At 66.9% G+C, this 12,150-nt stretch carries 14 protein-coding genes; 5 read left to right on the top strand and 9 right to left on the bottom strand.

Annotation, left to right across the window (positions count from 1 at the left end; genetic code table 11):
* Nucleotides 1-104: 104 nt before the first annotated feature.
* Nucleotides 105-1,001: a KPN_02809 family neutral zinc metallopeptidase gene (gene ypfJ / locus SM191_RS16385; RefSeq protein WP_341507115.1), complete on the bottom strand. Its 897-nt coding sequence runs from the start codon at nucleotides 999-1,001 to the stop codon at nucleotides 105-107.
* 128 nt (nucleotides 1,002-1,129) lie between these two features.
* Between ypfJ and SM191_RS16380 the strand changes: the two genes are divergently transcribed.
* Together SM191_RS16380 and SM191_RS16375 are read left to right on the top strand one after the other, a co-directional pair.
* The gene (locus SM191_RS16380) at nucleotides 1,130-1,915 is read left to right on the top strand and encodes a 3-hydroxybutyrate dehydrogenase (RefSeq protein WP_341507114.1); all 786 of its coding nucleotides are present in this window, start codon (nucleotides 1,130-1,132) and stop codon (nucleotides 1,913-1,915) included.
* Nucleotides 1,912-2,526, top strand: a complete 615-nt coding sequence (locus tag SM191_RS16375) for a DUF4893 domain-containing protein (RefSeq protein WP_341507113.1) — start codon at nucleotides 1,912-1,914, stop codon at nucleotides 2,524-2,526. Before SM191_RS16380 ends, SM191_RS16375 begins: the two co-directional genes overlap by 4 nt.
* Here the strand turns inward: SM191_RS16375 and SM191_RS16370 are convergent.
* The 4 genes from SM191_RS16370 to aceA all read right to left on the bottom strand — a co-directional run bounded on the left by SM191_RS16370 (nucleotide 2,478) and on the right by aceA (nucleotide 5,864).
* The gene (locus SM191_RS16370; RefSeq protein ID WP_341507112.1) at nucleotides 2,478-3,131 is read right to left on the bottom strand and encodes a hypothetical protein; all 654 of its coding nucleotides are present in this window, start codon (nucleotides 3,129-3,131) and stop codon (nucleotides 2,478-2,480) included. The genes SM191_RS16375 and SM191_RS16370 overlap by 49 nt on opposite strands.
* A gap of 8 nt (nucleotides 3,132-3,139) precedes the next feature.
* Complete coding sequence (locus SM191_RS16365; RefSeq protein ID WP_341507111.1) at nucleotides 3,140-4,099, bottom strand: cation diffusion facilitator family transporter; 960 nt, start codon at nucleotides 4,097-4,099, stop codon at nucleotides 3,140-3,142.
* A gap of 303 nt (nucleotides 4,100-4,402) precedes the next feature.
* Nucleotides 4,403-4,561 carry a hypothetical protein gene (locus SM191_RS16360; protein WP_167345467.1) on the bottom strand — a complete coding sequence of 53 codons (159 nt, stop codon included), beginning with the start codon at nucleotides 4,559-4,561 and terminating at the stop codon, nucleotides 4,403-4,405.
* A gap of 25 nt (nucleotides 4,562-4,586) precedes the next feature.
* Entirely contained in the window at nucleotides 4,587-5,864 is a 1,278-nt protein-coding gene (gene aceA / locus SM191_RS16355; protein WP_341507110.1) for an isocitrate lyase, read from the bottom strand.
* 192 nt (nucleotides 5,865-6,056) lie between these two features.
* On the opposite strand from aceA, the gene SM191_RS16350 reads away from it, so the two are divergent.
* Both SM191_RS16350 and SM191_RS16345 read left to right on the top strand, forming a co-directional pair.
* On the top strand, nucleotides 6,057-7,451 hold the full coding sequence (locus SM191_RS16350; RefSeq protein WP_341507109.1) for a helix-turn-helix domain-containing protein: 1,395 nt from the start codon (nucleotides 6,057-6,059) through the stop codon (nucleotides 7,449-7,451).
* Nucleotides 7,452-7,554: 103 nt separating this feature from the next.
* Nucleotides 7,555-9,549: a putative bifunctional diguanylate cyclase/phosphodiesterase gene (locus tag SM191_RS16345; RefSeq protein ID WP_341507108.1), complete on the top strand. Its 1,995-nt coding sequence runs from the start codon at nucleotides 7,555-7,557 to the stop codon at nucleotides 9,547-9,549.
* On the opposite strand, the gene SM191_RS16340 is transcribed toward SM191_RS16345, so the two are convergent.
* The 3 genes from SM191_RS16340 to SM191_RS16330 form a co-directional block, all read right to left on the bottom strand.
* A complete protein-coding gene (locus tag SM191_RS16340) occupies nucleotides 9,498-9,920 on the bottom strand; it encodes a response regulator (RefSeq protein WP_306998926.1) in 423 nt (140 codons plus the stop codon). The genes SM191_RS16345 and SM191_RS16340 overlap by 52 nt on opposite strands.
* A gap of 70 nt (nucleotides 9,921-9,990) precedes the next feature.
* The gene (locus SM191_RS16335; protein ID WP_341507107.1) at nucleotides 9,991-10,947 is read right to left on the bottom strand and encodes an aldo/keto reductase; all 957 of its coding nucleotides are present in this window, start codon (nucleotides 10,945-10,947) and stop codon (nucleotides 9,991-9,993) included.
* A 6-nt stretch (nucleotides 10,948-10,953) separates the two neighbouring features.
* A complete protein-coding gene (locus tag SM191_RS16330) occupies nucleotides 10,954-11,151 on the bottom strand; it encodes a hypothetical protein (protein WP_341507106.1) in 198 nt (65 codons plus the stop codon).
* A 120-nt stretch (nucleotides 11,152-11,271) separates the two neighbouring features.
* On the opposite strand from SM191_RS16330, the gene SM191_RS16325 reads away from it, so the two are divergent.
* Entirely contained in the window at nucleotides 11,272-11,733 is a 462-nt protein-coding gene (locus tag SM191_RS16325; RefSeq protein ID WP_341507105.1) for a DUF4126 family protein, read from the top strand.
* A gap of 51 nt (nucleotides 11,734-11,784) precedes the next feature.
* Here SM191_RS16325 and SM191_RS16320 read toward each other — a convergent pair whose 3' ends face one another.
* Nucleotides 11,785-12,030, bottom strand: a complete 246-nt coding sequence (locus tag SM191_RS16320) for a DUF333 domain-containing protein (protein ID WP_306998935.1) — start codon at nucleotides 12,028-12,030, stop codon at nucleotides 11,785-11,787.
* Nucleotides 12,031-12,150 lie beyond the last annotated feature (120 nt).

The raw sequence follows: 12,150 nt of genomic DNA, 5'->3' as shown, positions 1-12,150 counted from the left end.
CCCTCCCCCCGACCCCCTCCCGCTTGCGGAAGGGGGAGCGTGCTTGGCGGGCGTCAGACCTTCGATAATTCCCTTCGGCAGACAGCCGCGCTATCCCCGCCGCCTCAAATCGCGCCCGAAAACGTATCGCACTGGGCGGGATCGCCGGTTTCCATGCCGCGACGGAGCCAGCGCATCCGCTGTTCCGACGAGCCATGGGTAAAGCTGTCGGGTACGACCCGCCCGGTCGCTTCGCGCTGGAGCGTATCGTCGCCGATGGCGCGCGCGGCGGTCATGCCTTCCTCGACATCGCCGGGCTCCAGCCGGTTGCGGTTCTTCGCCGCCCAAACGCCCGCATAGCAATCCGCCTGCAATTCCAGCCGGACAGACAGGGCATTGCCCTCCGCCTCGCCCGCCGCCTGTTGCGCCTGACGGACCTTGTCCGAGGTGCCTAGCAGCGTCTGGATGTGATGGCCGAACTCGTGCGCGATGACGTAGTTGCGGGCGAAATCGCCCTTCGCGCCGAAGCGGTTGGCCAACTCATCGAAGAAGCGCGTGTCGAGATAGATGGTGCGGTCGGGCGGGCAGTAGAATGGGCCGACCGCCGACTGCGCCACGCCGCAGCCCGACTGGGCCGAGTTGCCGACGAAGAAGCGCAGGCCCGGCGCCTCGAAGCGCTGGCCGCTATCGGCGAAGATCTTCTCCCAGGTGTTGTCGGCGTTGCTGAACGCCTGGCAGGCCTCACGCCGCTCGGGCGAGGCTTCGCAGATCTGGCGTGCGTTCTGCTGGCCGCTGTCGGCGGACCGGGTCACGGGCGCATTGCCCCCGCCGGTCAGCAGGCCGAGCGGGTTCATCCCCAGCACCGCCAGGATGATAAGCACCACGACGATCCCGCCGCATCCGAAGCGGCTGCCGATCAGCGGGAGCAGGCCGAACAGCAGCCCGCCGCCGCCACCGCCGAAACCGCCGCCGGGTTGCGCCTCTCCGACATTGATGTCGTTGTCATAATCGTCGAGCCGCATGGCACCGTCACCCCTTTGTCGTTTCGCCCGCCTTTCGGGTCTTGCCGCTTTGAACCCGCAAGGCCTTGCGGCGGTTGCACGACCGGTAATCTGGCCGCATGGTGCGCGCCATACCAGGGGAGAATGGCATGTTCCTGACGGGCAAGACGGCGGTGATCTCGGGCTCCACCTCGGGGATCGGGCTGGCTTATGCCAAGGCGCTGGCGGCGGAGGGCGCGAGCGTCGTGCTGAACGGTTTCGGCGATGCCGACGCGATCGAGGCGGAGCGCGCCGCGCTGGAAAATCTGAGCGGCGCGACGGCGCTCTACGACCCCGCCGACATGACCCGGCCCGAACAGATCGCCGCGATGATCGAACGTGCGGTGGCGGAAACCGGATCGGTCGATATCGTCATCAACAATGCCGGTATCCAGCATGTCGCCCCCATCGCCGAATTTCCGGTCGAGAAATGGGACGCGATCATCGCGATCAACCTGTCCTCCGCCTGGCATATGATGCGCGCGGCGATCCCGCATATGCGTGCGACGGGCTGGGGACGGATCATCACCACCGCCTCGGCGCACAGCCTGGTCGCCAGCCCCAACAAGTCGGCCTATGTCGCCGCCAAGCACGGCGTGGTCGGCATCACCAAGACGGTGGCGCTGGAAGTGGCGACGGACGGCATCACCGCCAACTGCATCTCGCCGGGCTATGTCTGGACGCCGTTGGTCGAGAACCAGATTCCCGACACGATGAAGGCGCGGGGGATGAGCCGCGAGCAGGTGATCGACGAGGTTCTGTTGAAGGCGCAGCCGACCAAGGAGTTCGTGACCATCGAACAGGTCGCGGCACTGGCGCTGTTCTTGTGCCGGGACGAGGCGAAGTCGATCACCGGCGCAAACCTGTCGGTCGATGGCGGCTGGACCGCGCAATGAGGGCGGCGGCGGCCCTGCTGGGTGCGGCGATGGCGTTGGGCGCGGTCGGTACGGCGGTCGCGCAACGGGTCGAGCAGGCGGCGGACTGGCGGCTGGCGGCGACCGAGGACGACCGCGTTCGCCTGCGCGGCTGGCGCACCGCCTGGGTGAAGGGTATCGCGCAGGCTCGGGCGGGCGGATCGGCGGCGGCCGTCGCGGCGCTCGGCTCGCTGGCGGACCCGGATCATTCGATCGCGGAGCCGGGCCTGCCCGATGGCGATTATCGCTGTCGCACGATCAAGCTGGGGTCCCAGGGGCGCGCGCTGCTGACCTATGTCGCCTATCCCTATTTCCGGTGCCGCGTGTCGGACGGCGGTACTCAGTTGACCAAGCTCGACGGGTCGCAGCGGCTGAGCGGGCGCATCTTTCCCGATACCGATGCGCGCAGTATCTTCCTGGGCACGTTGATCCTGGGGGATGAGGAACGCTCCTATGCCTATGGGCGCGACCGGGCGCGCGACATGGCGGGGGTGCTGGAGCGGATCGACGCCCAGCACTGGCGGATCGCCTTTCCCTATCCGGCTTATGAATCGGTGGTCGACATACTCGAACTGGTGCCCGCCGGCGGCTGAGGCGTGGGAGCCGGGGCGGCGACGGTCGCCGCCGTTGCGGTCGGCAGCGGCGGGAGCGAGGCGAGATAGGTCTTGCCGTTCTGGCCGATGATCGTGACCCGGTCGGCATTGGCCTTCGCCACGGCCTTCAGATAGGAGCGCGGCTTCTTCATCAATTCGGGATGATCCAGCCCGACCAGCCCCAGCCGCCGCGCCGCCTCCTGCACGAAATGGACGCAGTTGCGATTGTTGAGATTGTAGCGCGCGTCCCCGGTCTTCTCGTCCCAGGCGGCGACGAGCGCCAGGATATCGGCATATTGCGCGTCGCTCATGACATAGGAGAATTGCGCGTCGCTGGTCGAGATGTAGAAGGGCTTGGAGATGTCCAGCCGCCCCTTGACCGTGCCCATCAGCAGTGCGGGCGAGACCGATTTGGCGGTGAAGCCGTAATTGGCGTCGACCGGCGCGCCATTGGCATCGATCGTTCCCCGCAGGGAAAAGAAGCTGTGCGGGAAGCTGTTCCCCAGCTCATGGCTCCAGAAGGTGATCGTGACCGCCGCCTGTACGGGCAACGCACAGCCGAGCCAGAGCGTCAGGGCAATGGCGATTCGCATCAGCTTCGTCATGGCGATCCTTATAGCGCGGCGGGCGGCACGGGCGGAGCGGCATTTTCATGCTTCTCCGGCCGGATATAGATGGACGACAGGCTGGGCACCGCACGGCGCAGATCGTCCTCCAGCACCTCGATCATCGTCTCGGCGACGCCCATGGGCAGGCTGTCGTCGAAGTCCGCGCTGATCGCGGCGAAGATGCTGTCGGGCGCGGTATGGATGGTGCGGACATGGTTGACCCGCGTGATCCAGGGGCGCGACGCGACGATGGTGCGGATGGTCTCCACCACCTTGGGGTCGGCCCGCTCGCCGATCAGCAACCCCTTGGCCTCGCGCGCCAGCAGGATCGCGACCAGCCCCAGCACCAACCCGATCAGGATCGAGGCGACGCCGTCGATCCGCGGGTCGTCCAGTGCGTGCGACAGCCACACGCCCAGCCCCGCGATGACCAGGCCTGCCAGCGCCGCCGAATCCTCGAACAATACGATGAAGCCCGCCGGGTCCTTCGACTCATGGATCGCCTGCCACCAGCCGCTATCGCCCTTGGCGCGCGAGAATTCCCGCACCGCGATCGTCCAGGACGCTCCTTCCAGGGCGAAGGCGATGGCGAGTACGATGTAATTGATCGTCGGGTCGCGCAGTGGCTCGGGCGTCTGGACATGCAGCCAGCCCTCATAGATCGAAATGCCCGCGCCCAGCGCGAAGATCAGGATCGCGACGACGAACGCCCAGAAATACAGCTCGCGCCCATAGCCGAAGGGGTGGACCGCATCGGGCACGCGCTTGGCGCGCTTCTGGCCATAGAGCAGCAGGATCTGGTTGCCGCTGTCCACCACCGAATGGACGCCCTCGGTCAGCATCGAGGAGGACCCGGTGATCCCCGCCGCGACGAACTTGGCCACGGCGATACCCAGATTGGCAGCGAGCGCGCCATAGAGGACGAGGTTCTCGCGGATACGCGCGGTCAGGCCGGTGTCGGGCATGGGCGGATAAGCGTGCGACCGGGATGCTTGTTCCGCTGCCCGAACAAACCCCGCCGATGGGCATCGGCGGGGTCGCTTGCTTCCCCAAGGAAGAAGGGGGCACTTCGATGTCGCTCCGTGCGAACGGAGGGGAACTCGGCACCAACCTCCGTTCAGCCTGAGCCCAGTCGAAGGCCAAGGGTCGCGTTGGCCCAAGTGGCGGGTGGCGGGGCGTGCACTTCGACTTCGCTCAGTGCGAACGGAGTGGGGGCTTGGCGCCGATCCCCGTCCGACCTGAGCGGAGTCGAAGGCCAAGGGACGACCTCAGGACGCGATCCGGCCCAGTCGGTGATAGAGATGCGCGAACTTGATCGAGCGGGGATCGTCGGCGACGCGCTTGACGTGTTCGGCGATGGCTTCCTTCATCAGGGCGAAGTCCTCGGTCGAGAAGACGGCGCGGCTGCGTTGCGGTTCGGTGGGCATGACATACTCTCCTTGGCTGGTCGGGTCAGGCGGCGCGGACGAATTGCGCCGCCTCGGTGGATTCGGCGAGGGCGGTGGTCGAGCTGTCGCCGCCCGCCACCATCTGCGCGATCAGGTCGAAATAGCCGGTCCCCACCTCGCGCTGGTGGCGGGTCGCGGTATAGCCATGGCGCTCGGCGGCAAATTCGGCCTGTTGCAGTTCGGAATAGGCCGCCATGCCCCGGTCGCGATAGCCGCGCGCCAGCTCGAACATGCCGAAGTTGAGCTGGTGGAACCCGGCCAGCGTGACGAACTGGAACTTGTATCCCATCGCGCCGATCTCGCGCTGGAAACGGGCGATATCGTCGCGGTCGAGATTGGCCTCCCAATTGAAGCTGGGCGAGCAGTTATAGGCCAGCATCTTGTCCGGATGCTCGCGGCGGATCGCCTCGGCGAAGCGGCGGGCATCGGCCAGGTTGGGCTTGGACGTCTCCCACCACAACAGGTCGGCATAGGGGGCGAAGGCCAGGCCACGCCGGATGCAATGGTCGACGCCGGTCCCGTCCTTCAGGCGGAAAAAGCCCTCCGCCGTCCGCTCGCCGGTCAGGAATTCGCGGTCGCGTTCGTCCACGTCCGAGGTGATCAGCCGCGCGCTTTCCGCATCCGTCCGCGCGCAGATGACGGTCGGCACCCCCGCCACATCCGCCGCCAGCCGCGCCGCGGTCAGGTTGCGAATCTGGGCCGCGGTCGGGATCAGCACCTTGCCGCCCAGATGGCCGCACTTCTTCTCGGAGGCGAGTTGATCCTCGAAATGCACGCCCGCCGCGCCTGCCGCGATATAGGCCTTCATGATCTCATGGCAGTTGAGCGGCCCGCCGAACCCGGCCTCGGCATCGGCGACGATCGGCGCGAACCAGTCGCGCGTCGCGCCACCTTCGGCATGTTCGATCTGGTCGGCACGCGCGAGCGTCGCGTTGATCCGCCGGGCCAGATCGGGCCCGGCATTGGCGGGATAGAGCGACTGGTCGGGATACATCTGTCCGGCGGTGTTGGCGTCCGCCGCGACCTGCCAGCCCGACAGATAGATCGCCTTCAACCCGGCGCGCACCATCTGCATCGCCTGATTGCCCGACAACGCGCCCAGCGCATGGACATAATCCTCGCTCTTCAGCAACTCCCACAGCTTCAGCGCGCCGCGCCGGGCCAGCGTATGCTCGACGGTGATCGAACCGCGCAGCCGGGTGACATCGTCCGGGCTATAGGGGCGGGCGATACCGTCGAACCGACCGGCGGGGGCGGGCACGAGGTCTTGGAAGCCGGTCATCGTGATGTCCTTTACAAATTTGCTGTTCTTGACGACCCTTTGTGGGCGGTTCGATCGCTCCGGAGAATGAGGTTCATAGGTTTCTCGGCGTCGTCGCGTCGGTGGCGATCCGGTCTTTGATGTCCTGTTGTAAAGAATTGACAAGGCCCGACACGGCGAGGCAGCCTGACTTTCAACAATAGGAGAGCGGCGATGGCCGGGGCCAAGTTGATCGCGGGTCATGCGGTGCGGCGGGTGCGGCGTCAGCATGGACTGTCGCAGGCGGCGATGGCGGAGATGCTGGATATCTCGCCCAGCTATCTCAACCTGATCGAGCGCAACCAGCGCCCCGTCACCTCGACATTGCTCGTGCGGCTGGTCGAGGCGTTCGACTTCGATCCGCGCAGCCTGACGGCGGATGCGCCGGGGGGCGGGGCGGCGGCGATGCGGCGGCGGCTGGCCGATCCGATGTTCGCCGATCTGGAGATCGACCGCACCGACCTGGAAGAATGGCTGGCTGCCGCGCCCGCCGGGGCCGAGGCCTTCGCCCGCGCCTTCGACCGGCTGGGTGGTGGCGCGGGGGATGGAGTGGCGCAGTCCGCCACACCGGACCCGACGATGCTCGTCCGGCGTGAGATCGAGCGGTGGCGCAACCACTTCTCCGATCTGGATGCAATGGCGGAGGAACGGGCCGACGAATTGCGAATGACGGCGGGCGACCTGTACGGCGCACTGGCGGAGCGGCTGCGGGTCCGCCATGCGCTGACCATCCGCATACTCCCGGTCGATATCCTGCCCGACCGGCTGGTGCGGCTGGACCTGCATGCGCGCCAGCTGCAACTGTCGGAATTGCTCGAAGGCCCCGCGCGCGTCTTCGCGCTGGCGGTGCAACTGGGGCAATGGGAGGCGCGCGCGGAGATCGAGGCGCTGGCCCGGGGCGCGGCCTTTGGCGATCGGATCGCCGAACGGCTGTTCCGCCGCTACCTGGCGCAATATTTCGCCGCCGCGCTGGTCATGCCCTATGCCCGCTTCCTGCGCGCCTGTGAGGCGACCGGTTACGACACCGCCATCCTCCAGCGGCGATTCGGCGTCTCGTTCGAGCAACTGGCGCATCGGTTGACCACGCTCAACCGGGTGGGCGCACGGGGGCTGCCCTTCTTCCTCATGCGGCTCGACCGGGCGGGGCAGGTGTCCAAGCGGTTCGCCGGAGCCGCCGATGCCGCGCTGGTCGAGGCGGAGGGCGTGTGTCCGCTATGGAATGTCTTCGATGCCTTTGGTCGGCAGGGGGAGCCGCTCTATCAGGCGGTGGCGATGCCCGACGGCGCGCATTTCGTCACCCTGGTCCAGGCGGGGGCGCGCGCAGGCCGATCGCTGGCGGGCGTCACCGCCAGCTTCGCGGTGGTCATCGGACTGGAAGCCGGGCTCGCCGGTCATCTCGCCATGGCGCGCGGACGCGATCCGGTCGGCGAAGCATCGCCGATCGGGCCGGGATGCCGCCGCTGCCTGCGGATCGACTGCCCACAGCGTGCCCATCCCCCGATCGGTCGCGCTTTGTCGGTCCAGGAGCGCGAGCGCCCGCTCAACGCCTTCCATTTCGCCGGCGACTAAAAGCATCCGCCCTTCACCAAAAATAAGGGCCTGACATATTATATACCGGTGGATGAGTTGGTTAGCCCGTCGGTTCCGTTCGCTTGAATTTCGTTTCGCAGCGATGCTGACGGCTGTCTTCTGCATCTTCATGGCGCTGAGCGCGGCCAGTTGGCTGCTCAACCGGCAATTGCTGGCGACGATCGAATCGAGTCGCCGGATCACCACGGTGCTCGAAGCCTATGGCGCCCAAGAGGCCAGCTTGCGCCAGTTGCACAAGTCGGTCTCGATCCTGCCCCGTTACCCGCAGGAACCGGGGGCGGATGCGCGGTGGAACCGGATGCGGCAGACGATCTTCACCCAGCTTGGGGCTTCGAATACCGTTGCCGAAAAAATGCCCTCCGGCCTTCGCAAGTCGGAGGAGGAAGTGCGCCGGGCCGAGCGTGACCTGGCGCGCGCGACGGTCGCTCTGGTGCGGCGGGCGCAGGATCGTCCTGAAACCATCGCCGTCACCCTGCCGGGCTTCGAAGACGCGCTGCGGCGACTGGAATATCGCCGGGACATCTTCCGCCAGCGGCTGAGGCAGGAATTGAACGCGCGTACCATGCTGGTCGAGGCATTGACGCGTCGGGCGCTCGTCCAGATGGCGCTGGCCGCCACCTTCATGCTGATATTGGTGAGCGGGCTGTTCCTGTGGCTGCGTCGCCGGATCATCAGGCCGTTGATGGCGATCGTCTCGGCGGTGCGCGCGATGAGCGCGGGGCGCGCGCTGCCGCCCCTGTCATCGATCCGGCGGGCCGACGAGCTGGGCGAACTGGCGCGCGGGCTGCAGGCGCTATCCGCCGCCGCCGAGGAGCGCGAACGTATCCAGCGGCAGGTCGAATATCTGGCGCATCATGACAGCCTGACCGGGCTCGCCAATCGCGTCGTTTTCGGCAAGCGGCTGACCGAGGCGTTGCGGACGGGAAGGCGCATCGCGCTGCTCGCCATCGATCTGGACGGGTTCAAGGGGGTGAACGACACGCTGGGCCATGCGCAGGGCGACGTCATGCTCCGACGCGCGGGGGCGGTCCTGACCGAGGCCGCGCGTGAGGGCGACGTCGTCGCGCGGATCGGCGGCGACGAATTTGCCATCGTCCATCATCTCCGACCCGATGAGCGGGACGCCTCGGCACTGGTCGAGCGGATCTATGCCGTCATCGACGCCGATCCGGGCAGCCCGGCCATCCGCCTGAGCATCGGTATCGCCCTGTCCCAGCGTCATGGGCAGGAGGGTGACGAACTCCATGCCTGTGCCGACATCGCGCTCTACCGGGCCAAGGCCGATGGCCGCCACCGCGCCAGCCATTACGACGCCGGGATGGACGAGGAACGCCGCCAGAGGAACTGGCTGGCGCATGAATTGCGCGATGCGGGCCTGCGCGGCGATATCCGGCTGGCGTTCCAGCCGATCGCCGATTGCGCCACCCGCACTGTCATCGGGCAGGAGGCGCTGGCGCGCTGGACGCACCCGGTGCTGGGGCCGATCAGCCCCGATGTCTTCATCGCCATCGCCGAGGAAAACGGCCTGATCGTCGAGATCGGCCAGCGGCTGTTCCTGCAGGCCCTGGCCATCTTGCGCCAATGGCCCGCGCACTGGATGATGGCGGTCAACCTGTCCCCGGTGCAGTTGCGCGATCCGGAACTCGCCACGCGGATGCTCGCCACGGTCGTCGGGCAGGGCGTCGACCCGCATCGGATCGAGGTGGAGGTGACCGAGGGCGTCCTGATCGACCACCGCGAAACCGCGACCGCCAATCTCAGCATGCTCAGGAGTGCGGGCATGCGGATCGTCATGGACGATTTCGGTACCGGCTATTCCTCGCTCAGCAGCCTTCAGCAATTCCCCTTCGACAAGATCAAGATCGACCGCAGCTTCATCCGCGCGATGGGCGAGCATGGCCCGGCGCTGTCGATCGTCCGCGCCTCGATCGGACTGGGGCGAAGCCTGAACATCCCGATCGTCGCCGAAGGGGTGGAGACGGAGGCGCAACATGCGATGTTGTGCCAGTTGGGATGCGATCAGATTCAGGGATATCTGATCGGCCGCCCCATGGCTTTCCGATCCGAAGCGGCGTGATGACTCCAGGCGAGTTGCTGGGTCAGTAGCCGTATCACGTCATGCCCGGCATAGGGTTTGGGGACGAAGCGCACGCCTTCGGGCAGATCGTCGGGCAGGTAGCTCTGCTCGCCCGATGTGACGAGGACGGCGACATGCGGATGCGTCCGGTGGATCCGCGCCGCCAGCGCCGCTCCGTCGAGGGAACCCGGCATCGCCACATCGGTGAAGACCGCCTGTATCTCCGGATGCCGTTGCAGCGCGATCAACGCCTCGTCGGCGCTGGCCGCCTGGATCACGACATAGCCCGCATCCTCCAGCGCGAATTGCACATGGAGCAAGAGCAGCGGCTGGTCCTCGACGATCAGGATGGTGGGGGCGGCGGGCATCATAAGTGGGGTATAAATCTCCGCCGGGATGCCCGTTCCAGAACTTAATTTGAGATAATGCTTGGCGGCGGGGTCAAGCGCCGCTTTCGTCGAGTCGCCCAATCTGTTCCTTGGTTAGCGTCAGGGTCATGGCGGGCATCAGTTCGGACAATTGTTCGACACCGGTCGCACTGGCGATCGGTGCCGTCACACCGTCCTGCGCCATCAGCCAGGCCAGGGCCACCTGCGCCTGCGTCGCGCCGGTTTCCTCCGCCACCTGGTCCAGCGCGGCGAGGACCTCCGCGCCCTTGCCACGCAGCAACTCGCCCATCCGGCCGCCGCGCACGCTTTGCGACAAATCGGCCTCGTTGCGATATTTGCCGGTCAGGAAGCCGGCGGCGAGACCATAATAGGGTACGACGCCGATATTCTCGGTGATGCAGTAATCCTGAAGCTCGCCTTCGAACTTGTGACGGCTGACCAGATTATATTCGGGTTGCAGGACGTGGAAGCGCGGCAGTCCGGCGTCGCGCGCGGCCTCGTTGGCGGATTTCAGCCGTGCGGCATGGAAGTTGGACGCACCGATGACGCGGATCTTGCCCGCCTCGACCAGCTTGGCGAAGGCTTCCATCACCGCCTCCTGCGGCTGATCCTCGTCATCCTGATGCGCGAAATACAGGTCGATCCGGTCGGTCCCCAGCCGCCGGAGCGACGCCTCCGCCGCCGCCGCGATCCGGGCGGGGGCCAGCTTCTCGCCGCCTTCGCCGGGCAGCATCCCGACCTTGGTGGCGATCAGCACCTGCTCGCGCTTGCCGCTGGTCTTCAGCCATTCGCCGATCATCGTCTCGGACTCGCCGCCCTGATGGCCGTCCACCCAGGCGGAATAAACGTCCGCCGTGTCGATCATCGTGCCGCCCTGGTCGACGAACGCATCGAGCACCGCGAAGCTGGCCGCCCGGTCGGCGGTCCAGCCGAACACATTGCCGCCCAGCACCAGCGGCGCGATCATCAGGTCGGTCGAGCCCAGGCGGCGAAGCGGCGTGTCGGTCATGGACGATCAGCTTTCGTTGTCGGTGGGATTTTCCGCCTCAACGTTCGAAGGGGCCATCGCGTTCAGATCGACCGCATTGGCGTCGAGCATCGCGGCGGCCTCGTTCAATTGGCGGTTCTCTTCGGCGCTCAGGCCGGTGGGCTGGTCGCCGGACGAACAGGCGGCGAGCGACAGCAGCGCGGCGGTCAGGAGGATACGGTTCATGCCGTCATCATGGCGCAGCCGGGGGTCGATGGGGAAGGGGCTTGCGAAACCCGAACGGAACCCTTCGCAGGCCGACGCGCGTTGTCGCGGCCTGCTTATCCGTATCCGAGAGGTGACGTCATGCTCGCATCGTTCAAAATGGGTCTGGTCGGCGGACAGCGCGCGATGACGCCGCTGGCCGCCGTGTCGATCGCGGCGGCGCGGGGGCAATTGCCGCTGGGCAAGGGCGTGCTGCGCTGGTTGGGCAACCCCGTCGTCGCGGCGGGTACGCTCGCGCTCGCGATCGGCGAGATGGCGGGCGACAAGCAGAAGACCGCGCCCGACCGAATCGTGCCCATCGGGCTGGTCGCGCGCTTCACGACCTCCGCCATCGCGGGAGCGGCGCTGGCCGACCCGAAGCGTCGTTGGCTGGGCGCGGCGATCGGCGGGGTGACGGCGGTGGTCGCCTCCTATCCCGGCTGGCGCGGCCGGATGGCGGCGCTGGGCCGTTACGGTCAGACCAAGACGGGCTTTGCCGAGGATGCCGCCGTACTGGCAGGCGCGGTGGGGATCGTTCACGGCCGGAGCGTCAAGGCGGCGTGACCCATGGCACGACCGCCGAAGCCGCGAGGCTCCGGCGGTCGGCAGGCCGGTTCAGAGGAAAGGATTCCGATGCGGCGCGGGCGTCTTGCCGTTCATCATGCGGAACAGCGTCCACTCCTCGACGATCTTATTGCCGGGCAGATAGCATAGCCCGACCGTCGCGCCGTCCGGCAGCTTGGCCATCACCGAACGGCCGCCCATCTTGCCACAAAAGGCGGATGCGGGGTTGGGCATGGCCTGCGCGACGCCCGGCAGGGCCAGCGCGGCGCAAGCGACGATCGCGTACAGGGACTTCATGAGAAACACCTCCTTGGTTGATCCTCTGCAATCCTTATCATCGCGAAATGAATGCCCGATGACGGCCGACTCAAGCGGGATGACAGGAGGGCGTCCCAAGTCGAGCCCTTCCCCTTCAGG

It is taken from the genome of Sphingomonas sp. 2378, from assembly GCF_038084995.1.
In the GTDB taxonomy this organism is placed as follows: Bacteria; Pseudomonadota; Alphaproteobacteria; order Sphingomonadales; family Sphingomonadaceae; genus Sphingomonas.
Note: the sequence above shows the minus strand (reverse complement) of the source record. Positions and strands in the feature narration are given on the sequence as shown.